This is a genomic window from Roseibium sp. (assembly GCF_048260565.1).
Classification (GTDB): domain Bacteria; phylum Pseudomonadota; class Alphaproteobacteria; order Rhizobiales; family Stappiaceae; genus Roseibium.
On the sequence record NZ_JBLXGP010000013.1, the window covers coordinates 154741 to 180346 of the forward strand.

At 61.3% G+C, this 25606-nt stretch carries 20 protein-coding genes; 18 read left to right on the plus strand and 2 right to left on the minus strand.

The features are described from left to right. Positions 1-7: 7 nt before the first annotated feature. The 7 genes from ACN0SO_RS22205 to can are packed head-to-tail and all read left to right on the plus strand — an operon-like array spanning position 8 to position 8911. Complete coding sequence (locus ACN0SO_RS22205) at positions 8-3763, plus strand: nitrate reductase subunit alpha (protein WP_417681197.1); 3756 nt, start codon at positions 8-10, stop codon at positions 3761-3763. Continuing rightward, entirely contained in the window at positions 3760-5298 is a 1539-nt protein-coding gene (gene narH, locus ACN0SO_RS22210) for a nitrate reductase subunit beta (protein WP_417681198.1), read from the plus strand. Before ACN0SO_RS22205 ends, narH begins: the two co-directional genes overlap by 4 nt. Further along, positions 5298-6011 (plus strand): nitrate reductase molybdenum cofactor assembly chaperone, encoded by a 714-nt coding sequence (gene narJ / locus ACN0SO_RS22215; RefSeq protein ID WP_417681200.1) that lies wholly within the window; start codon positions 5298-5300, stop codon positions 6009-6011. The genes narH and narJ overlap by 1 nt, the downstream gene beginning before the upstream one ends. An 11-nt stretch (positions 6012-6022) precedes the next feature. Next, on the plus strand, positions 6023-6742 hold the full coding sequence (gene narI / locus ACN0SO_RS22220) for a respiratory nitrate reductase subunit gamma (protein ID WP_417681202.1): 720 nt from the start codon (positions 6023-6025) through the stop codon (positions 6740-6742). A 4-nt stretch (positions 6743-6746) separates the two neighbouring features. Continuing rightward, positions 6747-7664: a peptidylprolyl isomerase gene (locus tag ACN0SO_RS22225; protein WP_417681204.1), complete on the plus strand. Its 918-nt coding sequence runs from the start codon at positions 6747-6749 to the stop codon at positions 7662-7664. A gap of 16 nt (positions 7665-7680) precedes the next feature. Then, positions 7681-8262 carry a hemerythrin domain-containing protein gene (locus ACN0SO_RS22230; protein ID WP_417681206.1) on the plus strand — a complete coding sequence of 194 codons (582 nt, stop codon included), beginning with the start codon at positions 7681-7683 and terminating at the stop codon, positions 8260-8262. After that, positions 8243-8911 carry a carbonate dehydratase gene (can, locus tag ACN0SO_RS22235; RefSeq protein WP_417681208.1) on the plus strand — a complete coding sequence of 223 codons (669 nt, stop codon included), beginning with the start codon at positions 8243-8245 and terminating at the stop codon, positions 8909-8911. Before ACN0SO_RS22230 ends, can begins: the two co-directional genes overlap by 20 nt. Before the next feature lie 244 nt (positions 8912-9155). On the opposite strand, the gene glp is transcribed toward can, so the two are convergent. After that, positions 9156-10421: a gephyrin-like molybdotransferase Glp gene (gene glp / locus ACN0SO_RS22240; RefSeq protein WP_417681210.1), complete on the minus strand. Its 1266-nt coding sequence runs from the start codon at positions 10419-10421 to the stop codon at positions 9156-9158. Between the two features lie 464 nt (positions 10422-10885). Between glp and ACN0SO_RS22245 the strand changes: the two genes are divergently transcribed. The 8 genes from ACN0SO_RS22245 to ACN0SO_RS22280 are packed head-to-tail and all read left to right on the plus strand — an operon-like array spanning position 10886 to position 20812. Beyond that, complete coding sequence (locus ACN0SO_RS22245; RefSeq protein ID WP_417681212.1) at positions 10886-13042, plus strand: 4Fe-4S binding protein; 2157 nt, start codon at positions 10886-10888, stop codon at positions 13040-13042. 29 nt (positions 13043-13071) lie between these two features. Beyond that, positions 13072-14982: a TAT-dependent nitrous-oxide reductase gene (nosZ, locus tag ACN0SO_RS22250; protein ID WP_417681214.1), complete on the plus strand. Its 1911-nt coding sequence runs from the start codon at positions 13072-13074 to the stop codon at positions 14980-14982. Between the two features lie 2 nt (positions 14983-14984). Beyond that, on the plus strand, positions 14985-16274 hold the full coding sequence (locus tag ACN0SO_RS22255) for a nitrous oxide reductase family maturation protein NosD (RefSeq protein WP_417681215.1): 1290 nt from the start codon (positions 14985-14987) through the stop codon (positions 16272-16274). After that, entirely contained in the window at positions 16271-17179 is a 909-nt protein-coding gene (locus tag ACN0SO_RS22260) for an ABC transporter ATP-binding protein (RefSeq protein ID WP_417681217.1), read from the plus strand. The genes ACN0SO_RS22255 and ACN0SO_RS22260 overlap by 4 nt, the downstream gene beginning before the upstream one ends. 4 nt (positions 17180-17183) lie before the next feature. Continuing rightward, complete coding sequence (locus tag ACN0SO_RS22265; RefSeq protein WP_417681219.1) at positions 17184-18014, plus strand: ABC transporter permease; 831 nt, start codon at positions 17184-17186, stop codon at positions 18012-18014. After that, positions 18011-18571, plus strand: coding sequence for a nitrous oxide reductase accessory protein NosL (locus tag ACN0SO_RS22270; protein WP_417681221.1), 561 nt, complete (start codon positions 18011-18013; stop codon positions 18569-18571). The genes ACN0SO_RS22265 and ACN0SO_RS22270 overlap by 4 nt, the downstream gene beginning before the upstream one ends. After that, a complete protein-coding gene (locus tag ACN0SO_RS22275) occupies positions 18568-19584 on the plus strand; it encodes an FAD:protein FMN transferase (protein WP_417681223.1) in 1017 nt (338 codons plus the stop codon). Before ACN0SO_RS22270 ends, ACN0SO_RS22275 begins: the two co-directional genes overlap by 4 nt. A 10-nt stretch (positions 19585-19594) precedes the next feature. Next, entirely contained in the window at positions 19595-20812 is a 1218-nt protein-coding gene (locus ACN0SO_RS22280; protein ID WP_417681225.1) for an NnrS family protein, read from the plus strand. A gap of 25 nt (positions 20813-20837) precedes the next feature. Here the strand turns inward: ACN0SO_RS22280 and ACN0SO_RS22285 are convergent, their stop codons facing one another. After that, complete coding sequence (locus ACN0SO_RS22285) at positions 20838-21554, minus strand: Crp/Fnr family transcriptional regulator (RefSeq protein WP_417681227.1); 717 nt, start codon at positions 21552-21554, stop codon at positions 20838-20840. 930 nt (positions 21555-22484) lie between these two features. Here ACN0SO_RS22285 and ACN0SO_RS22290 point away from each other — a divergent pair. The 3 genes from ACN0SO_RS22290 to ACN0SO_RS22300 all read left to right on the plus strand — a co-directional run bounded on the left by ACN0SO_RS22290 (position 22485) and on the right by ACN0SO_RS22300 (position 25480). After that, positions 22485-23522 (plus strand): TRAP transporter substrate-binding protein, encoded by a 1038-nt coding sequence (locus ACN0SO_RS22290; RefSeq protein ID WP_417681229.1) that lies wholly within the window; start codon positions 22485-22487, stop codon positions 23520-23522. A 156-nt stretch (positions 23523-23678) separates the two neighbouring features. Beyond that, a complete protein-coding gene (locus ACN0SO_RS22295; RefSeq protein WP_417681231.1) occupies positions 23679-24197 on the plus strand; it encodes a TRAP transporter small permease in 519 nt (172 codons plus the stop codon). Continuing rightward, a complete protein-coding gene (locus ACN0SO_RS22300; protein WP_417681233.1) occupies positions 24194-25480 on the plus strand; it encodes a TRAP transporter large permease in 1287 nt (428 codons plus the stop codon). The genes ACN0SO_RS22295 and ACN0SO_RS22300 overlap by 4 nt, the downstream gene beginning before the upstream one ends. Positions 25481-25606 lie beyond the last annotated feature (126 nt).

Here is a 25606-nt window from a genome sequence, read left to right on the forward strand (position 1 = left end):
TCTCATCATGTCACATTTGCTCGATCGCCTGAACTTCCTGTCGGAGAAGAAGGAAACCTTCTCCGGCGGGCACGGCATCACCACCAACGAGAGCAGAACCTGGGAAGATGCCTACCGCAAGCGCTGGCAGCACGACAAGATCGTGCGTTCCACCCACGGCGCGAACTGCACGGGCTCGTGCTCCTGGAAGATCTACGTCAAGGGTGGGATCGTCACCTGGGAAACCCAGCAGACCGACTATCCGCGCACGCGGCCGGACCTGCCCAACCATGAGCCGCGCGGCTGTTCGCGCGGTGCCAGCTACTCTTGGTACATGTACTCGGCCAACCGGGTGAAATATCCGCTGATCCGTTCCCGCCTCCTGAAGCTGTGGCGCAAGGAGCGGGCGGTGAAAACGCCGATCGGCGCCTGGACGGCGATCCAGGAGGACCCGGCCAAGCGGTCCGACTACATCAAGGTACGCGGTCACGGCGGTTTCGTCCGGGCGACCTGGGACGAGGTCAACGAGATCATCGCCGCCGCCAACGCCTATACGGCGAAGAAATGGGGCCCGGACCGGGTGATCGGCTTCTCGCCGATCCCGGCCATGTCCATGGTCTCCTATGCGGCCGGCTCCCGTTACCTGTCGCTGCTCGGCGGCACCAGCATGTCGTTCTACGACTGGTACTGCGATCTGCCGCCGGCCTCGCCCATGACCTGGGGCGAACAGACCGACGTTCCGGAATCCGCCGACTGGTACAACTCCGGCTTCCTCATGCTCTGGGGCTCCAACGTGCCGCAGACCCGCACGCCCGACGCGCATTTCTATACGGAAGTCCGCTACAAGGGCACGAAGTCCGTGGTCGTATCGCCGGACTATTCGGAGGCCGCCAAGTTCTCCGATCTCTGGCTGCACCCGAAGCAAGGCACCGACGCGGCCCTCGCCATGGCCTTGGGCCACGTGATCCTGCGCGAGTTCCACCTCGACCGCCAGGCGGATTATTTCGAGGACTACTGCAAGCGCTACACCGATATGCCCATGCTGGTCCGGCTGGTCGCCAAGGACGGTCATCTGGTCCCCGAGCGTCTGGTCAGGGCGTCGGAATTCGCCCGTTCCCTGGGTGAAAAGAACAATCCGGACTGGAAGACGGTCGCCGTCGATTCCGCCACCGGCGATGTGGTCGCACCCGCAGGCTCGATCGGGTTCCGCTGGGGCGAACAGGGCAAGTGGAACCTGGAAGCCAAGGACGGCAAGGGCAAGGACGTCGATCTGAAGATGAGCCTTGTCCTCGACGAGGATCACGACGAGGTCGTTCCCGTCGCCTTCCCCTATTTCGGCAATCGCGAGCACGACTACTTCGAAGGCACGGATCATGACAGCGTGATCGTCCGCTCCGTTCCGGCGAAAAAGGTCAAGATGAAGGACGGCGAGGCCTTTGTGGCCACTGTCTTCGACCTGTTCGTCGCCAACTATGGTCTGGAACGCGGGTTCAAGGACCCGAATGCGGCGGATTCCTTTGATGACAATCTGCCCTACACCCCGGCGTGGGCGGAAAAGATAACCGGCGTGCCACGCGACCACATCATCACGGTCGCCCGTGAGTTCGCCTCCAATGCGGAAAAGACCAACGGCCGTTCCATGGTCATCCTCGGTGCCGGCCTGAACCACTGGTACCACATGGACATGAACTACCGGGGGATCATGAATCTCCTGATCATGTGCGGCTGTATCGGCCAGTCCGGCGGTGGCTGGAGCCACTATGTGGGCCAGGAAAAGCTGCGTCCGCAGACCGGCTGGCTACCGCTTGCCTTCAGCCTCGACTGGGGCCGTCCGCCGCGGCACATGAACTCCACCTCCTTCTTCTACGCCCACACCGACCAGTGGCGCTACGAGACCCTGAAGGTGGACGAGATCCTGTCTCCGACCGCTCCGGAAGGCTCCTGGGACGGCGCGCTGATCGACTACAATATCCGCGCCGAACGGATGGGCTGGCTGCCTTCGGCGCCCCAGCTCAAGACCAATCCGCTGGAGGTCGCAAAAGCCGCGGAAAAGGCAGGCGTGGACGCAAAGGACTATGTTGCCGATGCGCTCAAGGCCGGCACCCTGCAGATGTCCTGTGAGGATCCGGACGACGAGCACAACTGGCCGCGCAACATGTTCGTCTGGCGCTCCAACCTTCTGGGGTCCTCGGGCAAGGGGCACGAGTATTTCCTCAAGCACCTGCTCGGCACGTCCCACGGGGTGCTCGGCAAGGACCTCGGCGCGGAAGGCGTCGAACGGTCGAAGGAAGTGAAGTGGCACGACAAGGCGCCGGAAGGAAAGCTGGACCTGCTGGTCACGCTCGACTTCCGCATGTCGACCACCTGCGTCTATTCCGACATCGTTCTGCCGACGGCCACCTGGTACGAGAAGAACGACCTCAACACCTCCGACATGCATCCCTTCATCCATCCGCTGACGAGTGCGGCGGATCCGGCCTGGGAAGCCCGCAGCGACTGGGACATCTTCAAGGGCATCGCCCGGAAGTTCTCCGAAGTCGCCCCGGAAATTCTCGGCGTGGAAAAGGATGTGGTCATGGTGCCGATCCTTCACGACACGGCCGGCGAACTGGCCCAGCCTTTCGACGTGAAGGAATGGAACAAGGGCGAGACCGATCCGCTTCCCGGCAAGACCATGCCGACGGTCGCGGTCGTGGAACGCGACTACCCGAACCTCTACAAGCGGTTCACGTCGCTTGGGCCCTTGCTCGAGAAGCTCGGCAACGGCGGCAAGGGGATTTCGTGGAACACCGAGCACGAGGTTGAGCTGCTCGGCAAGCTCAACGGTGTCGTCACCGAGGAAGGCCCGACCAAGGGCCGTCCGAAGATCGACAGCGACATAGACGCGACGGAAGTCATCCTGTCCCTGGCCCCTGAGACCAATGGCGAAGTCGCGGTCAAGGCCTGGCAGGCCTTGTCCAATGTCACGGGGCGCGATCACACCCATCTCGCGATACCCAAAGAAGACGAGAAGATCCGCTTCCGCGACATTGTCTCCCAGCCGCGCAAGATCATCTCCTCGCCGACCTGGTCGGGACTGGAATCGGAGAAGGTCTGCTACAATGCCTGTTACACCAACGTCCACGAACTGATCCCGTGGCGCACGCTGACCGGCCGTCAGCAGCTCTATCAGGATCACCTTTGGATGCGGGCGTTCGGCGAGGCCTTCTGCGTCTATCGGCCGCCGATCGACACCAAGTCGGTCAATCCGGCGATCGAGGCCAGATCCGACGGCCAGAAGCACGTGATACTGAACTTCATCACGCCGCACCAGAAATGGGGCATCCACTCCACCTACACCGACAACCTGCTGATGCTGACGCTGAACAGGGGCGGCCCGGTGGTCTGGATCTCCGAGGTCGACGCTGCGCGCGCCGGTCTGGTCGATAACGACTGGGTCGAAGTCTACAACGTCAACGGTGCCCTGACCGCACGGGCGGTCGTTTCCCAGCGCATGAAGGAAGGCACGATCTTCATGTATCACGCGCAGGAGAAGATCGTGAACACGCCGGGATCGCAGATCACCGGCCAGCGCGGCGGCATTCATAACTCCGTGACCCGGGCGATTACCAAGCCGACCCACATGATCGGCGGCTACGCCCAGCAGTCCTACGGCTTCAACTATTACGGCACGGTCGGCTCGAACCGCGATGAATTCGTGGTCGTGCGCAAGCTGGAAAAGGTCGACTGGATGGAAGGCCCGTATCAGGAACCGGTCGCTCAGACCAAGGAGGCGGCAGAATGAAGATCCGCGCGCAAATCGGCATGGTGCTGAACCTCGATAAATGCATCGGGTGCCACACCTGCTCCGTAACCTGCAAGAACGTCTGGACGAACCGCGAGGGCGTCGAATACGCCTGGTTCAACAACGTCGAGACCAAGCCCGGCATCGGTTATCCCAAGGAATGGGAAAACCAGAAGAAGTGGAACGGCGGCTGGGTGCGCAAGAAGAACGGCAAGATCCAGCCCAAGGCCGGCGCCAAGTGGCGGATCCTGGCCAATATCTTCGCCAACCCGGACCTGCCGGAAATCGACGACTATTACGAGCCGTTCGATTTCGACTACGGCCACCTGCAGACGGCCAAGGAAAGCCAGACCATGCCGACCGCCCGTCCGCGGTCGGTGATCTCCGGCGAACGGATGGAAAAGATCGAATGGGGGCCGAACTGGGAGGAAATCCTGGGCGGCGAATTCTCCAAGCGGTCGAAGGACGTCAACTTCGAAGGGGTCGAGAAGGAAATCTACGGCCAGTTCGAAAACACCTTCATGATGTACCTGCCCAGGCTGTGCGAGCACTGCCTCAACCCGACCTGTGTCGCCTCCTGTCCGTCAGGGGCCATCTACAAGCGCGAGGACGACGGCATTGTCCTGATCGACCAGGAAAAATGCCGCGGCTGGCGCATGTGCGTCTCCGGCTGTCCGTACAAGAAGATCTATTACAACTGGTCTAGCGGAAAGTCGGAGAAATGCGTCTTCTGCTATCCGCGCATCGAGGCCGGCCAGCCGACCGTATGTTCGGAAACCTGCGTGGGCCGCATCCGCTATCTCGGCGTCGTTCTCTATGACGCCGACCGGATCGAGGAAGCTGCATCGGCCTATGACGAGAAGGATCTCTATGAGGAGCAGCTCAAGATCTTCCTGGATCCGAACGATCCGAAGGTGATCGAGCAGGCGCGCAAGGACGGCGTTCCCGAAGCCTGGCTGGAAGCGGCGAAGTCGTCGCCGGTCTACAAGATGGCCATGGAGTGGAAGGTCGCCTTTCCGCTGCATCCGGAATACCGGACGCTGCCGATGGTCTGGTACATCCCGCCGCTTTCGCCGCTCCAGTCGGCAGCCGAAGCCGGAAAGATCGGCATGGAGGGCGGAATGCCCGACGTCCGCTCCCTGCGCATCCCGGTTCGCTACCTCGCCAACCTGCTGACGGCCGGCAACGAACAGCCGGTCGTCCACGCCCTGGAACGCATGCTCGCCATGCGGAGCTACATGCGGGCCAAGACCGTGGACGGCGTCATCGACGAGGCGGTCGCCGAGAAGGTCGGCATGACCGGGCAGATGATCGAGGACATGTACCACGTGATGGCGATCGCCAATTACGAGGACCGTTTCGTCATCCCGACGTCCCACCGGGAAGTCAGCGAGGATGCCTACGACGTGCGCGGCTCCTGCGGCTTCTCCTTCGGCAACGGCTGTTCCAGCGGCTCGTCGGACCAGAACCTGTTCGGCGCCAAACGGACCAAGACCGTCCATACCCCGACGGATATCTTCAAGGAGCGTGTGTGATGCAAAAGACGCTGAAAATCCTCTCCCTGCTCCTGAGCTATCCGACCCGGGAGCTTCAGGACGCAGCGCAGGACCTGTCCCAGGTCCTGCACGACGAAGCCTGCCTGAGCGAGCGCCAGGAGCGGTTGCTGCGGTCGCTGATCGAGGACATCGCGGGCCTCGATCTCTATGACGCCCAGGAGCGCTACGTGTTCCTGTTCGACCGGACCCGCTCCCTGTCCCTGCATCTGTTTGAGCATGTGCACGGCGAAAGCCGGGATCGGGGGCAGGCGATGGTCGACCTGATGGCGACCTACGAGGCAAACGGCTTTGCGATCGATGCCCGGGAACTGCCGGACTACCTGCCGCTGTTCCTGGAATATCTCTCGCGGCGGCCCGAGGCCGAGGCGCGGGAGTTTCTCGGTCAGACGTCCCACATCCTGTCGGTCCTGAAGACCCGCCTGAAGAAGCGCGCTTCGATCTACCGCAATGCCTTCACCGTTCTGGAGGCCCTGGCGGAGGGGAAGCCTGACCGGTCGCTGGTCAGGGACCTGCTCGGCCTTGGCGAGGACGATCCCAATGATCTGAAAGCGCTCGACGAGATCTGGGAAGAAGAGGCGGTCACCTTCGGCGGCAATGCCGGAGAAAACGCCTGCGGACCCGACCGTCTGCAACGGCAAATCCGCGCGGCCGCCCGCAAACCGTCCGATCCCCCGGTCCAGACATCCCTTTAGGAGGAAACACCATGTCCGTTTACCTCAACACATTCCTGTTCGGGATCTATCCCTATATCGCGCTGGTGGTTCTCGCGCTGGGCACGATCATCCGCTATGACCGCGAGCCCTACACCTGGCGGTCGGGCTCGAGCCAGTTGCTTCGACGCAAGCAGCTTGTCTGGGGCTCGGTTTTGTTCCACGTGGGCGTGCTGGTGATCTTCTTCGGTCATCTGGTCGGTCTGCTGACGCCGATCGCCGTCTTCGACGCGCTCGGCATCAGCCACGAGGCGAAACAGATACTCGCCATCGTCGCCGGCGGCATCGCGGGCATCATGGCGATCGTCGGCGCCACGCTTCTGGTCCACCGCAGGCTCTACGATCCGCGTGTGCGCGCGGCGTCGAGCACGTCCGACACGCTGATCATCATCCTGTTGTGGATCCAGCTCGCGCTCGGCCTGCTGACGATCCCGGTGTCGTTGCAGCATCTGGACGGCCACGAGATGGTGAAGTTCATGAGCTGGGCCCAGGGAATCTTCACCTTCAAGGCGAATGCGTCCGCCTTCGTTGCCGATGCCTCGATCATCTTCAAGCTGCATCTGGTGCTGGGGCTGACGATACTGCTCCTGTTCCCCTTCACCCGACTGGTGCACATGCTGAGTGCGCCGGTCCGCTATCTGTGGCGTCCGGGTTACCAGGTGGTCCGCGCCCGCGAACCGCGTCCGTCCACCGTGCGTATGCCTGCGGAGTAGGATCATGGCAACAATCTATCAGAACCCGACGCTGAAACCCCACCCGGAGACATCGGGTGGGCAGCAGAGAAGCTATGACGGCTACGTCGAGCCGGATACACGGATCCCGCCGAAGGCCCGGCCGGTTTTCGAGGACGTCAGTGTCAACGGCGTCGTTATTCCGGAGGCGGATATTCTTGCAGAAGCGCAGAACCATCCTGCCGAAAATCCCGGCGAGGCGGTTCGAGCCGCCGCCCGCGCCCTGGCCATCCGCGAGCTTCTGCTTCAGGAGGCGCGGCGCCAGGGAATTGACGACGTCGACCTGGAGGAGGAAGACGGCCGCGCGGAAACTCAGGATGACGCCCGTATCCGCGTGCTGATGGAACGCGAAGTCCAGGCGCCGTCCGCGTCCGAAGAAGAATGCCGGCGCTTCTACGAGCACAATCGCGAGAGGTTCCGAAGCGCCCCGCTTTATGAAGTCCGGCACATTCTGCTGGCCGCCCATGAGGACGATGGCAGCGCCCGGGAAGCGGCGCGAAGGACCGCACAGGAACTGTGCGAAGCCTTGAACGCGGATCCGTCCGGCTTTGCCAATGCGGCTGCGGAGTATTCCGCCTGCATGTCGAGCGGGGAAGGCGGGCGTCTCGGTCAGGTGAGCCGCGGCGAAACCGTTGCGGAATTCGAAGCAGCACTTGAGGAGTTGGCGGAAGGTGAAATCTCCAAAGCGCCGGTTGCCACCCGTTTCGGATTTCACGTCATCGCGCTCGATCGGGCTATCCCCGGCAAGGACCTGCCGTTCGATCATGTTCATGAGCGCATCGCGGCCTGGCTGGAAGCCGCAAGCTGGTCCAGAGCCGTGTCCCAGTACATCGGCATCCTCGCTTCGAACGCGAAGATTTCCGGTGTGTCGTTCGAACAGACGGAAGGTCCCCTGGTGCAATAGGAGGGGAGGGGAGGAGATGGAGCGGTCGAAGGAAGAAAGACGGCTGGCGCTGGAGGCTCTGAACCATCCTCCACCACCGGCTCTGTTTGCCGAGCCTCTCAACTATTTCTTCGCGGAGCATTTCCGCCAGCGGACCCTGTGCAGCCTGCTCGATGACCTGGCCGAACACGCTCCGCCCGATCCCGATATCGTATCGGCGATCACGGCCTTCCTGCGTGGCGATTTCGGATTGCACGTCCGTGACGAGGAAGAGGACCTGTTTCCGCTCCTGCGACGGCGGGCCAGACCGGAAGACCGCATCGGCGACGTTCTGGGCGACCTAAGTCACGACCATGCGCTGGACGCCTTCGACGCCGAATCCATTCTGGAAGCCTTCAGGGGACACGAACCGTTCCCGGTCTGCGACGTGGAAACCCGCAATCTCCTGCTGCGATTTTCGAAAAACGAGCGGCGGCATCTGACTTGCGAAAACGCCATCATACTGCCGCTGGCACGGGCACGGTTGTTGCCCGAGGATCTCATCAATCTCGGACGCCGCATGGCGGCCCGTCACGGCGAACCCTATCCGGAACCGGAAAATGCTGACCGATCTTCTTAAACACAATCGCCGTTGGGCAACCGGTAAACGCCTTGAGGATCCGGACTATTTCAAGCGCCTGTCGGCCTTGCAGCGACCGGAATACCTCTGGATCGGCTGTTCCGACAGCCGGGTTCCGGCCAATGTCATCACCGGGCTGGAACCGGGCGAGGTCTTCGTCCACCGCAATGTCGCCAATCTCGTCCATCGCGCGGATCTCAATCTCCTGTCGGTGCTGGAATTCGCCGTGGAAACGCTCGGTGTGAGCCACATCATTGTCTGCGGCCACTATGGTTGCGGCGGCGTCAGGGCGGCGACCGACGGTCACCGCCACGGGATCATCGATCACTGGCTGCAGCCGATCCGCGACGTGGCCGATGACCGGAGCGGCGAACTCGAAGGCATTACCGATCCCGACATCCGGCTCAACCGCCTGTGCGAACTGAACATCGAGGCTCAGGTCGCCAGCCTGTCACGAACGCCGATCATCCAGTCCGCCTGGAAGCGCGGCAAGAAGCTTTCAATCCACGGCTGGGTCTATGGCCTGAACGACGGGCTGATCCGGGATCTGGAATGCGGACGAGCCGATTGCGGCTGCTCCCATCAAGGCGAAGGGCCGGAGGATTGCGAACAATCCCGCCGCCGCGACGAAGACGACCGGTCCGCCTGACCGGCGTTCCGCTACTTGGCGGGGCAATCGTATTTGATCGAAAGCGTCAGCGGCAGGCTCCAAGTTACCTCTCCCATTGGGAGAGGTCGGAGCGAAGCTCCGGGTGAGGGAGCAGACTTTTCCATAATTCTCCAACTTTTGAGCCCCTCACCCCCACCCTCTCCCAATGGGAGAGGGAGCTGGATCTTGCCCTATGCGATTGTCCTGCCAGCTGTTCGGGAGCATCGGCCGGTCGTCTCGAAAATTACAGCATCATCTGGCTTTTGAACGGGAAGAATTGCAGCCCGGAGCCCGGCTCGACCGAGCTGCAGGTGCTGTCGACCGCGCCAAGCCCATCGGCCTCGATCAGCGGCATCAACCGGGCAGAACCGGCCCTGCCGATTTTTTCAATCACCGGCAGGCCTTCGTCGGAAACGCCCACGACCGTTGCGGGAAAGAACTCCCGCCTGCCGGGGCGCCTTTCCCACGAGAAACCGGCCCGGGCGTTGCGGACGGACGGGAACGCGGTCGGCCGCCCTTCCAGGCTATCCAGAAGCGGTCTGCCGACCAGCAGGAAGTCGACGAAACAGGCAAGCGGATTTCCCGGAAGCCCCAGGAACACGGCCTTATCCAACCGGCCGAGGGTAATCGGCTTGCCCGGCTTGATCGCCATGCACCAGCTCTCGATCTGCCCGCCGGCATCGAGGATGGCCGGCTTGATATGATCCTCTTCTCCGACGGATACCCCGCCCGACGTGATGATCAGGTCGTGATGCATCGCAGCCTCTGCCAGGCAGGCGGAAATGACGTCCCGCTTGTCCGGTTTGATACCCAGATCGGTGATGTCGATCCGCTCTTCGGCAAGGAGCGCCTGCAGCATCGGACGGTTGGTGTCGAAGATGCTGCCCGGTCCCATGCCGACGCCGGGATCGCGCAATTCGTTGCCGGTCGACAGCAGCGCGACGCGCAGTTTCCGGCGCACCTCCAGCCCCTGGTAACCGCTGGCTGCCAGGATCGCCACATGCCGCGGATCGATCCGCGCACCGGCCTTCACGAGCGTGTCCATGGAGGAGACGTCTTCGCCCCGGCAGCGGATGTTGTCGCCGGCCGGGACGGCGAAGCCGGCGGTCACCTGATCGCCGGAGACCGTCACATGTTCCTGCATCACGACCGCTTCGGTGCCCGGCGGGACCGGCGCCCCGGTCATGATCCTCAGCGCCTGTCCCGACGACAGCCGCCTGGCCGCAGTCTCGCCCGCGGTCGTCCTGCCGACGACCCGGAAAGGCCCGGTGCCGGTTCCACCGAGGGCGTAGCCGTCGACGGCGGAATGGTCGCGAAGGGGCAGTTCCAGATAGGAGATGACATCAAAGGCGGCCGTCCGACCGATCGCCTGGGTGACGGGAACCACCTCCGTGCCCTCGATGGTGCCGCATAATCCGATCGCGCGTTCGATCGTCTGCTCGATCGTCGCAAGCGGCTTTTTCGTATCGGCTGCAGCGGAGCAGCAATCTGAATGGCGTGTATCTGGCATGGCCGTTCACTCTTTTGGGCTGGGAAATGGATGCATCTCTTGTTGGTTTTTGGACGTAACGGAAACTTTCACCCGCGTAATTGACAATAATCAATTAATCATGGGTTTTAGTTTGCTGGCATCGCATTTCATTGCCGGTCAGCGGTTCTGACCCCTCTTGGAGGGGAATATTTCGCCAAAGGTGGCGAGAACGTAACAAAACGCTAAGGCACTCAGTCAGGCAGTCCGGCTTTTGCAGAAAGGCGGGGAGTGATGCGCGTCAGGAGAATATAATTCTAACATTCGAAGATTATTGAATTATTATAACTTCTCAAATCTTGATCTTCGTCAATTCAGATATCGCCCATCTATGAAATGAATGCTCCGAAATTCAGACCGATCCGGACTTCGGAGCAGACAACTTGCCAATCTTCCCATCACAGAATCAGAACCGGTTTCGACTTCTCTGTCTGGCGCTCGTCTTTATGGCCGTCGCGTTGTCGACTGCTGGTGTTTCCGCGGCCGAACTGTCCAGGTTCCTTCCCGATACGCCGGTATCTGAACTTGTACCCGGCGCCGAGAGCTACGGCGAACCGGAAAAGGACGTTCCGGTCGTCCCGGCGCTCAAGGGCGGGGATACGGTCGGCTGGGTGTTTCTGACATCGGATTTCGTTTCCACCACCGGATATTCCGGAAAGCCGATCCACACGCTTGTCGGCATCGACAAGGATGCCGTGCTCACCGGAGTAAAGCTGGTCAAGCATTCCGAGCCCATCGTCCTGGTCGGGATTCCGGACAGCAAGATCAAGGCGGTGACGAAGAAATACGCCGGCCTCGACCTGAAGGCGGAGGCGGCCGCGTCCGGGTCCGCGCATGATCTGGACATCATCTCCGGCGCCACCGTGACCATCATGGTGATCGACGATTCCATCATTCGCGCCGGTCTCAAGGTCGCAAGGAGCCTCGGCCTCGGCGGTCTGAAGGAAGATACCGGTACCAGCGGTCCGAAGATGGTGATCGATCCCACCATTGACGAAACGGCGGACTGGCAGACCCTGACCGGGGACGGGTCGGTTCGGCGGCTGTCGCTCGACGTGGCCCAGCTCAACGAGGCCTTCGTCCGCGAGGGCGATCCCCGGGCGATCGCGCGCCCCGAAAAAGGGCCGGAAACCGATACCTATATCGACATGTACCTGACGCTCGCCGACGTGCCGTCCATCGGCCGGTCTCTGCTGGGCGATGCGGAATATGACAACCTCAAGGCCCGGCTGAAGGAGGGCGAACATGCGCTGCTGGTGATGGGGCGCGGCCGCTATTCCTTCAAGGGGTCGGGCTATGTGCGCGGCGGCATCTTCGACCGCATCCAGCTCGTCCAGAAGGATGTCTCCGTTCGTTTTCACGATCGCCAGCACCACAAGCTGGGGGAAATCGCCGCCGAAGGTGCGCCCGCATTCAAGGAGATGGATCTCTTCATCATTCCGGCCGACAGCGGCTTCGATCCGGCAGAAGATTTCCGCCTGCAACTGCTCGTCCAGCGGCCCGTCGGCGCCATCGACAAGGTGTTCCTGACCTTCGACCTGGGCTACCGGCTGCCGAAGTCCTATCTGATGCTCGATCCTTCGAGCCGGCAGGCAGCCGCTGCGGCAGCAGCCGGCACCCCGCAGGTAAGCGATAACCAGGCTGCCGCCCAGAAACTCTGGATGCGGATCTGGAAGACGCGCAAGGCCGACGTGCTTGTCCTTGCCGGCGCCATCGGTGTCCTGACGCTGGTCTTCTTCTTCCAGATGCAGGTGACCCGCAACGAGCGCTTCACTTTCTGGTTCCGCATTGGCTTTCTGGCTTTCACTTTGATCTGGCTGGGCTGGATCCAGAACGCGCAGCTCTCCGTCGTCAATGTGCTTGCTTTCTTTTCGGCGCTGACGACGGATTTCAGCTGGGATGCGTTCCTGATGGACCCTCTGGTGTTCCTGCTGTGGTTCTCCGTCGCCGCCGCGCTGATCTTCTGGGGCAGGGGGGCCTATTGCGGCTGGCTGTGTCCCTTCGGCGCCCTGCAGGAGCTGACGAACCGGATCGCCAAGCTGTGCCGCATTCCCCAGTTCGAGGTGCCCTGGGGCCTGCATGAGCGCCTGTGGCCGGTCAAGTACATGATCTTTCTCGCCCTGTTCGGGGTGTCGCTCTACTCGCTCGATCTCGCCGAGCATTACGCCGAGGTCGAACCCTTCAAGACGGCGATTATTCTGAAGTTCCAGCGCGCCTGGCCCTTCGTCGCCTTCGCCGTCGCGCTGCTGCTCGCCGGGCTGTTCGTGGAGCGGTTCTACTGCCGCTACCTGTGCCCGCTGGGCGCGGCACTCGCGATCCCGGCGCGGCTGAGAATGTTCGACTGGCTGAAGCGCTACCGCGAATGCGGCAACCCCTGCCAGCGCTGCGCGAAGGAATGCATGGTCCAGGCCATTCATCCGGAAGGAAACATCAATCCCAACGAGTGCCTGAACTGCCTGCATTGCCAGGTTTTGTATCAGCACGACCAGAAATGCCCCGTCTGCATCAAGAAGCTCGCCAAGCGCAAACGCTTCGAGGTCCAGACCGGCATCGCAAAACCGGATGCCAAGGCGGAAAAACCCGTCCCGGCGCCGGCCGAATGAACTCCGACGACGAGAGCAAGGAGAATGTCATGACGGAGAAAGTTACGAAATCGGGCGTATCGCGCCGCGATCTGCTGGGTGGTACGGCCAAGACGGCCGTGGTCGCCGGCATGGGGGCCGTCGCCCTGGGTGGTGCGAACCCCGCCTATGCGGCCGAAGGCGGCCAGAAGTTCGAAATGTCGCCGGGCGAACTCGACGAATACTACGGCTTCTGGTCCTCCGGCCAGACCGGCGAACTGCGCATTCTGGGCGTTCCGTCCATGCGCGAATTCATGCGGGTGCCGGTGTTCAACCGCTGCTCCGCCACCGGCTGGGGCCAGACCAATGAATCCCTGAAGATCCTGACCGAGGGTCTGACACCGGAAACCAAGGAATTTCTGGCCGCACAGGGCAAGGTCACCTACGACAACGGCGACCTGCACCACCCGCATATGTCGTTCACGGACGGCACCTATGACGGGCGCTACCTGTTCATGAACGACAAGGCCAACACCCGCGTGGCCCGCGTCCGCTGCGACGTGATGAAATGCGACAAGATCCTCGAGATCCCCAATGCGCACGACATCCACGGCATGCGTCCGCAGAAGTATCCGCGCACGGGGTATGTCTTCGCCAACAGCGAGCATGAAGCGCCGCTGGTCAACGACGGCAAGATCCTGGACGACCCTGCCCAGTACGTGAATATCTTCACCGCCATCGACGGCGACACCATGGAAGTGGCGTGGCAGGTGATGGTGTCCGGCAACCTGGACAACACCGACTGCGACTACCAGGGCAAATACGCCTTCTCCACCAGCTACAACTCCGAAATGGGTATGAACCTGGCCGAGATGACCGCCAACGAGCTGGATCATGTGGTCGTGTTCAACCTGAAGGAGATCGAAAAGGGCATCGCCGCGGGCGACTACCAGGAACTGAACGGCGTCAAGGTCGTGGACGGACGCAAGGGCTCCAACAAGAAATACACCCGCTACATCCCGATCCCGAACAGCCCGCACGGCGTCAATACCGCCCCGGACAGGAAACATGTGGTCATCAACGGCAAGCTGTCGCCGACCTGCACGGTCATCGACGTAAACAAGCTGGATGCCCTGTTCGAAACCGATGTGGATCCCCGCTCCGCCGTCGTTGCCGAACCGCAGCTCGGCCTGGGCCCGCTCCATACCGCCTATGACGGCAAGGGCAATGCCTTCACGACGCTGTTCCTGGACAGCCAGGTGGTGAAGTGGAACATCGACAAGGCCATCCGCGCCTATGCGGGCGAAGACGTCGATCCGATCATCTCCAAGGTGGATGTTCACTACCAGCCCGGCCACAACTCGACCTCCATGGGAGAGACAGCGGAGGCCGACGGCAAATGGCTGATTTCGATGAACAAGTTCTCCAAGGACCGGTTCCTGAACGTCGGTCCGCTGAAGCCGGAGAACGAGCAACTCATCGACATCTCCGACGACGGCATGACCGTGGTGCATGACAGCCCGACCTTCGCCGAGCCGCATGACAGCATCATCGTCCATCGTTCCAAGGTGAACCCGGTCACGGTCTGGGACCGCAACGACCCGATGTTTGCCGATGCGGTCGAGCAGGCCAAGGCGGACGGCATCGATCTGGAAGATGCTGCCGACGTCATCCGGGACGGCAACAAGGTGCGTGTCTACATGCACTCCGTCGCGCCGGTCTTCAGCCTGGAGAAATTCACGGTCAAGCAGGGGGACGAGGTCACCGTCTATGTCACCAATATCGATGATATCGACGACCTGACCCACGGCTTCACCATCTCCAACTACGGCGTCGCCATGGAAGTGGCACCCCAGGCGACAGCCTCGGTCACCTTCACGGCCGACCGGCCCGGCGTGCACTGGTTCTACTGCCAGTGGTTCTGCCATGCCCTGCACATGGAAATGCGCGGTCGTATGTTCGTCGAGCCGCGCGGAGCCTGATCATGAGACGCGTCGTCCCGCTTCTGTCGACGAGATCGTTTCTCGCAGCCTGCTGCATTCTCGCCGCGGCATTCGCTCCGGCCGGGGCGAAGGAGTGGCAGGTGACAGCGGGAGGGCGCAATCTTCAGGACGCTCTTGAAAACGCGCAGGCCGGAGATGTTCTCCGGCTTGCGCCCGGAACGCACCATGGCCCCGTCGTCATCAAGAAGAGCGTCACGCTCCGCGGTGCGTTGGCTGCCCGGGTTGTGGGTACCGGGACAGGCAGTGTCGTCACCGTCGAGGCACCGGCGGTGACGATAACTGGTTTGACCGTGACCGGCTCGGGCCTCTCCCAGGAAACCCTCGATGCCGGGATCAAGCTGACGAAAAAAGCCCGCGGCGCCGATATCGATCATAACCGGCTGCTGAACAACCTGACCGGCATTGACGTTCACGGCGCAAAGGAAGTGCGGATAGCCCGCAACCTGATCGAGGGCAGGCAGGATCTGCGCATGAACGAGCGCGGCAACGGGATTTATGTCTGGAACGCGCCGGGCCTGACCGCCGAATTCAACACCATCCGTCATGGCCGCGACGGTATTTTCGTCAATACCAGCCATAAGGACCGGTTTCTCAACAACCGCTTCGAGGACCTGCGCTTCGCCATTCATTACATGTACGGCAACAACGGCGAGATCTCCGGCAATGTCTCCGTCGGCAACGACATCGGCTTCGCCCTGATGTTCTCCAACGGCCTGACCATCGAAAACAATCTCTCCGTCCGCGATCGTAATCACGGCCTGATGCTGAACTACGCCAACCATGCGCGCATCGTCGGTAACCGCGTGGAAAACGGCGGCGAGAAATGCCTGTTCATGTACAACGCCAACAAGAACACGGTCGAAGGCAACCGCTTCGAGGGATGCCCGATCGGCATACACTTCACCGCCGGATCGGCTGACAATCATTTCGCCGGCAATGCCTTCATCGGCAACCAGACCCAGGTGAAATATGTCGGCAGCCGCAATCTGGACTGGAGTGAGAACGGCCGCGGGAATTTCTGGTCGGACCTGGCCGCCTTCGATCTCAATGGCGACGGCATTGCCGACAGCACCTACCGACCGAACGATATGGTCGACCAGCTCCTGTGGACCCAACCGGCGGCAAAGCTCCTGACCGGAAGTCCCGCAGTCCAGCTTCTGCAATGGACCCAATCCCAGTTTCCATCGCTTCTTCCCGGCGGCATTGTCGACAGCGCTCCGCTGATGCATGCGCCGGACTTCAAAACGCCTCATGCGGGAGTTCAAGGATGACCCCAGCAGACACATTGACGCTTGAAAACGTCAGCAAGTCTTTCGACCGCAATGCGGTGGTCCGGGACGTGTCTTTCAAGTTGCGCGCCGGAGAACGCATTGCGCTCCTCGGCCACAATGGCGCCGGCAAGACCACCCTGTTCAAGATGGCGCTCGGCTTCCTGCAGCCCGACCGCGGCGATATCGCCGTCCTGGGGAATGCGCCGGGCAGCGGGGCTTCCCGCGCCGGCACCGCCTACCTGCCGGAAGCGGTCGCCTTCCAGAAGGCGCTGACGGGCAGGGAGGTGATGACCTTCTATGCCCGGCTGAAGGGCGCGAACAGAAACAGATCGCTGGACCTGCTGGACCGGGTCGGCCTGAGCGATGCTGCCAACCGGAAGGTCGGTGCCTATTCCAAGGGCATGCGCCAGCGCCTCGGCCTCGCCCAGGCGCTCATCGGCCACCCGCAGCTGGTGCTGCTCGACGAGCCGACCAGCGGTCTCGATCCGGTGTCCCGGCAGAATTTCTACGAGTTGATCGAGGAAGTCGCTGCCGAAGGCGCGACCGTGCTGCTTTCCTCCCATGCACTGACGGAAGTCGAAGCGAAGACCGACCGCATCCTGATCCTGTCGAAGGGGCAGCTCGTTGCCGATGACACGCTTTCGGCGCTCCGCGCACGGGCACGCCTGCCGATCCGTATCCGGGTCCGCGGTTCGGAAGGCGCAGCCGACCGGATCGCGAACCGGCTCGGAGGTACCCGCGTGAACGGTTGTTCCGTGGAACTTTTCTGCGAACCGGAAGGCAAGGTCGCCTGCCTTGCCTCCATCGGCGAACTCGGCGGCCTCGTCGACGATGTCGACATGCACCTGCCGTCTCTCGACGATGTCTACCGCCATTTTTCCGGCATCACGGCCGCGGAGGTTTGATCTCATGTTCACCCGCATACTCACAGTGGCCGGTCAGGAACTGCGCCTTGGACTGCGCAACCGCTGGATCATGCTGGCCACGCTGATCCTGGCCGCCTTTTCCCTGGCGCTCGCTCTTCTCGGCTCGACCCCGGCCGGCACGCTCGGCGTGGACCGGATGACGATCACCGTCGCCTCGCTGGCCAGCCTGTCCGTCTATCTGGTGCCGCTGATCGCGCTGCTTCTGGCCTTCGACACGATTTCCGGTGAGATCGACCGGGGCACGCTGCTGCTGATCTTTTCCTGCCCGATCTCGCGCACGGAATTTCTGCTCGGCAAGGCGCTGGGCCATTTGATGGTGCTGACCGTCGCCCTTGTGGTCGGCTACGGCTCCACGGGTCTGCTGCTTTATGCCGTCGATGCGGGCTCGCCGGCAGGACTGGTCGATTTCGTCCGGCTGATCCTGACATCCGCCGCCCTTGGTCTTGCCTTCCTGGCAGTCGGCTACGTCCTCAGCGCGCTGACGCGGCAGAGTTCGACCTCTGCGGCGCTTGCGATCGGCGCCTGGCTGGTTCTTGTGGTGCTTTATGACCTTGCCCTGCTCGGTCTGCTGGTGACCGACACCGGCGGTACTTTCTCGGCCCATGTGTTTCCTTACGCCATGGTGCTCAATCCCGCCGACGCCTTCCGCCTGTTCAATCTGGCCTCGCTCGGGGCAAGCAGCCTCGTTGGCGGCATGGCCGGCGTTGCCGAAAGCCTGCCGTTCCCGCCCGTGGCGGCACTCGCATCGATCGCAGGCGTAACCCTGTTCGCCCTTGGCCTTGCCCTCGCCCGGATCCGGAGGATCACACCATGAAACGCCCCGCTCTTGCCCTCGGCCTCGCCCTGTTGCTCGGTCTGGGTCTGTCCGCCTGTCAGGAAGAAACCACGGCCGCCAAGCCGGCTCCGGTGGCCATGACGCTGGCTGCAACCGGCTATTACTGCCAGATGACCGCGCTTGATCACGATGGTCCCAAGGCGCAGATCCATCTGAAGGGCAACCCTCATCCGCTCTGGTTCACGCAGGTCCGCGATGCGGTTGCCTTTACCCTGTCGCCGGAAGAGCCCAAGGATTATGTCGCCGTCTATGTCAGCGACATGGGCAAGGCCGAGAGCTGGGAAAATCCGGGAGAAGCCAACTGGATCGACGCGGAAACGGCCTGGTTTGTGATCGGCAGCCGCAAGACCGGCGGCATGGGCGCGCCGGAGGTCATACCGTTCGGCAGCGAGAACGGTGCTGAGGGTTTTGTCGCCGAACAGGGCGGCAACATCGTGCGCCTGTCCGAAATACCGGAGGCCTATGTTCTGGGCTCCGTCGTGTCGAAGGACCAGTCCGGGAGCGAGGCCATGACCATGGTGGAGGCAAGCCAATGACCACGCTTACCCATGCCAAACCGCTGTCCCGGCGTCGCTTCCTGTCCATCTCGGCCGCCGCGGCCGGGATGGCAATCACCCCTGGATTGGCGATCGGAGCCTCTGCAATACAACGCTGGCACGGCGTCGCGCTTGGCGCAGGAGCGGAAGTCAGGCTCGTTGACCCCGACCGGGACCACGCGCGGAAGGTCTTTGCCGCAATGGAGACGGAGATCCTGCGTCTGGAGCGGGTGTTCAGCCTCTATCGGACCGACAGCGCGCTGACACGATTGAACCGGGAAGGCCGGATAATGGCGCCGCCGCCAGAGCTCGTCGACCTTCTTGCGACCGTCCGGAGCATTCACAAGACGACGGCCGGGGCTTTCGACCCGTCGATCCAGCCGCTCTGGGATCTCTATGCCCGCACCTATGCCGGAGAGAGCCGCGAAGCGGAGGCGCGACCTGCGCCTGAAGACATTGACCGGATTCTTGAACTGACCGGCTTCGACAAGGTGCGGATAGACCCCGAACGGGTGGCTTATGACCGGCCCGGCATGGCGCTGACACTCAACGGCATTGCCCAGGGCTACATGACCGACCGGGTGTCCGCGCTGCTGAAGAACGAAGGTTTCACGGACATCCTGGTCAATATCGGCGAGATCGCAGCTTCGGGAAGTGATCCCGCGGGGCCCGACGGCTGGGAGGTGCTGCTTGCGCCGGGAGAGGTGGAGCAGGGGAGTCGGATCGTGCTCAAGGATCGCGCCGTTGCCACCTCGGCCCTTTCCGGAACGACCTTCGACCGGGAGGCCCGGGTGTCGCACATCCTGGACCCGCGAACGGGCCGGCCGGCTCGCTCGGGCCTGGCGGGGGCAAGTGTCGTCGCGTCCTCGGCAACCATCGCCGACGGCCTGTCGACCGCGGCACTGGTCTGCGGCGAACAGGTACTGGCCGAAGCTCTCGACGGCTTTGCCGGAGCGCAGGCCTTTCTCCTGAGAACGGATGGCAGCGAAGCTGTGCTTCGCGTCTCAACCTGAGGATAAAACCATGGCACGGACAGCAGCGCTCAAAGGCACCGGCACAGGACTTCCGGTCTTCCTGACCGCAGGGTTCCGCCTCTATTTTCTGGCGGCGGGATGTTTCGCCGTCCTGTCGATTGCCGCATGGCTTGGCTGGTTGGGGCTTCACGCCGCCGGTGGCACCTTTGCAGAACCGCCCATGGCCATGGCTCCCCATCTATGGCACGCCCACGAGATGATTTTCGGCTACACGGTTGCGGTGATGGCCGGCTTCTTCCTGACGGCCGTTCCCAACTGGACAGGGTCGCCGTCTGCCCGGTCCGCCTTCGTGGCGACGACCGGACTGGTCTGGCTGGCCGGGCGGCTGGCGATCTGGTTTTCCGGCTATTTCGACCCTTGGGCAGTCGCCGTCATCGATCTGGCCTTTATTCCGCTGCTCGGCCTCAAGATCGGCAGCAATCTCCTGAAGAAAACCCAGCTTCGCAACGTCATCTTTCTCGGATTGCTCACGGCCATGTTCACCGGCAATCTTCTGATGCACCTGGAGTGGCTCGGCTTGACCGATGACACGGCCATCGCCGGGACCCGGCTCGGCCTTTACACCAGCGCGGCCATGATCGTCATCATCGGCGGGCGCGTCGTACCGGGCTTTACCCGCAACGCGCTCAACCGGCAGGGCTATTGCGGGCGAATGCCGCAGGTCCGTCCGGCGCTGGACAAGATCGCAATCCTTGCGTCCGTTCTTGCCGCTGTCGCAAGTGCCTTGCCCGTGCCCAATGTTGTCTTGGGCAGCCTGTGTCTCGTGGCAGGCATTGCGAACGGGATGCGGGTTGCCGGATGGCGCAGCCTGCTGACATGGCGCGAGCCCATCCTATGGGTGCTTCATCTTGCCTTCGCCTTTCTGGCGATTGCCTATCTGGCCCTGGCGGCGGCGCATCTTACCCCGTTCCTCGATGACACCGCCGCCCTGCATCTGCTGGCGATCGGCGCGGTCGGCGGCATGACGCTTGCCATGATGACCCGGGCTTCCCTCGGACACGCCGGACGTCCGCTTATTGTCGCAAAGCCGATCGCGGTCGCTTATCTCTGTGTTTTCGCGGCAGCTCTCGTGCGGGCCTTCGGGACGGACTTCCTGGATTATTTTCAGACGATGTACCTGTCTGGCGCCCTTTGGCTCCTGGGCTTCGGTCTGTATGTCTGGATCTATCTGCCGATCCTGGCGTTCCGAAACAGCGCCGGCGATTAGTGCTGGCGCGCGGGGCGCGCAAGCCTCAACTGCGCGATCGCAAGACCTCGGCGCGCTCCTGTTCGAAGAAATTCCGGAGGCGGTCGACGTCGTGAATGGTGGCCATGTTGCGTTTCACCGTGACGCCGACCTCCTTCAGGCGTGCGATGGCCCGCGACAGGCTCTCCGGCTTCATGCCGAGATGGCCGGCGATCAGGGCCTTGTCATAGGGCAGGGCGATCGTGCAGGCCCCTGCCTCGACCGGCGCCAGGGCCAGCATGAATTCAGCCAGGCGCTGGGCGCCCGTATGGGCCTTCAACTGCTGGATCTGATGCACCAGTCCGTGCAGATGCTGCGAGGTGGAGGCAAGCATCGACAGGCCCAGTTCAGGGTTCTGGCGGATGCGGTCGAACAGACGGTTTGACGGGAACATCAGCAACCGGGCGTCGGTCACGCATTCCGCGCTGACCGGAAACATGCCCGCGGTAAAGGCGGCCGCCTCGGCGAAGCTCTGGCCTTTGGTGAAGATACCGACCACCGCTTCCTCACCGGCAACGGTCATTCGGTAGAGCTTGATCCAGCCGTCGAGCACAACGTAAAATGCGCTCGCCGGATCCCCCTGAACGAACAGGACCTCGCCGCGCTCCGGCGTCTTGATCACGGCATCCGATAACAGCTCCGTCAGCGGTTGATCGCCCACCCCACCCAGGATCGCGGTCTTGCTGATCAATTCCAGGTCATTGCCGGTCAATCCGATCGCCATGCCGCCTTCCGTCCTTCAGTACGCCGTCGCCCCAACTCATAAGGCAGATCCCACCCTGTTGGGAATTCCAATTGTCGCACTTGTCAACGATAGGGCAGGCCACCTGCCTGCCGTCTACCCGAAGTCCGAATCAAGTGCAGGAATCCTTGCACACGGGACTGCCGGGCGGAAAAAGGGATTGCGCGTTTATCGGAAAATGGTGCCGTTGGAGAGAAATTGAACGCTCCCTTCGATGAACTGGCGGATGGGAAAGACCAGCTTCGGGCCGTGAATTTTGAGAAGTTTGATATGCCGGTTGTAACGCGTGAACAGCAAACGGACCTGCAACTCCCTGTCAGCTGCGCCTGCGGTGACAAGTCAGCTCGGGAATGCGAACCGTCCCGTTCGCATCGCTTCTCGACAATCAAAGGCACGCGCTCCAGGTCGTAATCCGACCTGATATAGGCAGCCGGGCCGCGCAGAACGAACACAACGGCGAGGATTGATGACGCCGGTCGAGTTCAGCTTTCCGTTGACCCGGCTCGTCAGGCGTTCCCGAGTGTATTCTTTCAGGATATCCGGCTCTCAGAACACCTTGCGATCATCGGTTCGGCAATGGACGAAATCGTTTCGCCAGCCATGTTTGTGATACTCGCGACTCAGCCTGACAGACGATCCTTCATTAAGTCGACAAAGTTGCTGGGGAGGGGGATGAAATCCATGGCGCTAAACATCTTATTGAAACAAAAGGAGAAATTTAATCAAACCGCAGATGGCGTCAGCAAAACGGGTTTCGATTTTCGCGTTCTGGAGCGCAAAACGAACGCTTGATCGAGAAATTTATCGACACGCAAATATTTTTGAAATAGATTTTCAAAAATAATAAAAGCGGAGGCGGCGCAACGCGTCGTAATCCTGTGTTCATAATGATGGAAAGGGAGGTTTCATCAAATGCAGAAACTGAAAGTTGGAATTCTGGGCTTGGCTTTAGCCGCGATGACAATGGCGGGTGCCGCGACAGCGGAACCGATCGTCATCAAGGTCGGCCATTCCTCGGAGGCCGAGACAGCATTGCCGGGCGCCGGCCGTACCGCCGGTGTCAACGCATTCAAACATTACATTGAAAGCCAGTCTCATGGCGAAATGGTGGTCGAGGTCTATCCCAATGGCGAACTCGGCAATGGCCGCGCCATTGTCGAACAGGCACAGCTTGGCGTTATTCAGGTAGCCGGTGCCTACACGTCGATCATGGTGCCATTCGCACCTGAGATCGCGATCACCCAGATCCCTTATGTCTTCGACAGCAACCTGACTGCCTGGAAAGTGATGGAAGGACCGGTCGGTCAGGAATTGGCCGATGTGTTCCTGAAGAACACCGGCCTGCGTGTGCTCGGCTGGGCCGATGGCGCAGGCTTCCGTAACATCTACTCCGAAAAGCCGGTGCACAGCCCGAAAGACCTGGAAGGCATGACGATGCGTGTGCCGGAAAACCCGGGCTTGTTGGCAATGTTCCGCGCATGGGGCAGCAAGACGGTCACGATCACCTGGAGCGAACTCTACACCGCGCTGCAGTCGGGCATGGCCGAAGGTCACGACACCGAGCTATATTCGATGTACTCGAAAAAGCTCTATGAGGTGAACCCGTATGTGACGGTCACGCGTCACAGCTATAACCTTCATCCGCTTATGATCAACGAGAAGTTCTTCCAGTCGCTGTCACTGGAGCATCAGAATATCGTTCTTCAGGCTGCGGATCTGTACACCCGCGTCGGCAATGCTCACTCCTATCTCAGCTCCCTCGTCGTTAAGGAGGCCATGGAGAAGGAAGGCGCTGAATTCTACTATCCGACAGCGGAAGAAATCGAGCAGTTCCGCGCTCTGGGGCAACAGCCGTATATCGACACCATCGTTCGCAAGATAGGCGAAAACGGTCAGGCCTGGGTCGACAAGATCCGTGCAGCTGCCGAAGCTGCCCGTGAAGGCTCGTGATTTAAGTCGATTACTTGGGCGGTCAGACCATGGCCGCCCTTTTTTGTTTTCTGTCAGGTTGGCGAATAAGGGCCCTTGTCGGCTCCATGCCGGTTATAAACTGCCATGGGGAGGCTTCATGCCTGCAACGTCACAGGATTACTTGGATCGCATTACATGAAACGGGTCGCGGAGCTCTACCAGCTCTTTCTCGATTACCTCGAACGGGGCACACTCCTCGTTGCGATGATCCTGGTCGCCGCGTTGTTCTTGATCAACGCTGCGGGGATCCTAACCGAACAGGCCACGGGAAGTTCCCTTGTCTGGGTGGAAGAAGTCAGCAATCTCCTGTTCGCCTGGGTGGTGTTTCTGGGGGCCGGAGCGATCGCCCGTCGCGGCGGTCACATAGGGGTGGACATTTTTCACGAATTCTTCGGGCCGAAACTGATGATCGCCTTGCGGGTCTTGTTTGCGGCGCTCACGCTGATCGTCGTCTGGGTGATGGTCTACTACGGTTACAAGATGGCGGTCTTCGTCGGACGCTCTCAGACCTCGCTCTATCTCGATATCAGCCTTTACTACTTTTACCTCTCGGTTCCCGCAGGTGGCCTCATTCTCGGACTGAACGCCATCGGTGCGGCTCTGCCGGATGCCCCAGACCAGGAAAAACTGAAGATTGAGGAGGCGGAGCTATGATTGGCATCGTTGTTGGCAGTTTCATCCCGATGCTCCTGATCGGGGTGCCGATCGCACTTTGCCTCGTGCTGATGACGATTTTCGTCTTCATCGACATGGGAAATCCACTGCTCTTCCTGCAGATCCCGCAGCGCATGTTCACCAGCACGGAGAACCTTCTGCTTCTGGCGATTCCCTTCTTCATCATGGCCGGCGAAATCATGAACCGGGCCAAGATTACCGACCGGCTCATGAATCTTTCCGGGGCGCTGGTCGGCTGGATTCGCGGCGGCCTTGCCCATACCAATATTATTGCAAGCATGTTCTTCGCGGGCATTACCGGTTCAGCGGTCTCGGACACGGTGGCGGTCGGCGGGATCATGATCCCGGCGATGAAGGAAAACGGCTACGATGAGGAGTACAGCGCCGCCGTTACCGCATCGAGCTCAGTGATCGGCCCGATCATTCCCCCCTCAATTCCGATGCTGCTCTACGCGTCGGTGATGCATGTTTCGATCGCGGGCCTGTTTCTGGGCGGTCTGATCCCCGGGATCCTTGTGGCGCTCTTCCTGATGGGAACCGCCTATCTGGTGGCCGTCAGGAAGGGGATCGGCGAACGCAAGCCGTTCGTGGGCATTATCAATCTCTTCGTCATCCTTCTGCGCAGCATTCCGGCCCTGCTCCTGCCGGCGATCATCATGGGCGGTATTCTGGGTGGGTTCTTCAGTCCGACCCAGGCTTCCGCAGTCGCCGTCATGTACGGATTGCTGATGGGGGTGGTCTTCTACCGGTCGCTCGGTTGGGACGATATCGTTCATATCCTGAAGCACACGGTCACGGCGACCGCCATGATCATGTTCCTGCTTGCCTGCGCCAAGTGCTTCAGCTGGCTGGTGAGTTATTACAATCTGGTCGAACACGTGACGCTGGTTTTCCTGCATCTGACAGAGAACAAGTATGTCTTTCTGCTTCTGGTCAACGTCCTGTTCCTGGTGCTCGGCATGTTCCTCGACATGGGGTTTGCCATCATCGTGCTGGGGCCGCTGATCGCGCCGATCGCCTATCAGTATGGTGTGGATCCGATCCACTTTGGCCTGATCACTTGTGTCAACTTGACAATCGGTCTGGCGACACCGCCCTTCGGACTGGTGCTGTTTGCAGCTTGCGGGGTCTCGAATGTGAAATTGTCGCGCCTCAGTATGGCGATCATGCCCTTTCTTGCAGCCGAAATCCTGGTTCTGATGCTGATCACCTACGTGCCTTTCATTACGATGTACTTCCCGCGTCTTTTCGGCTTTGCCTGACGCGGGACAGCAACCAACCAAAAAAAGCGGCCGCCCCATGGGGCGGCCGCAGACTGCTGACAAACCCCTGGCGTTAGCCGGGGGTTTTTGATTCACTGTTTTGATGTTGAAGAAGCCCGGCCCCGA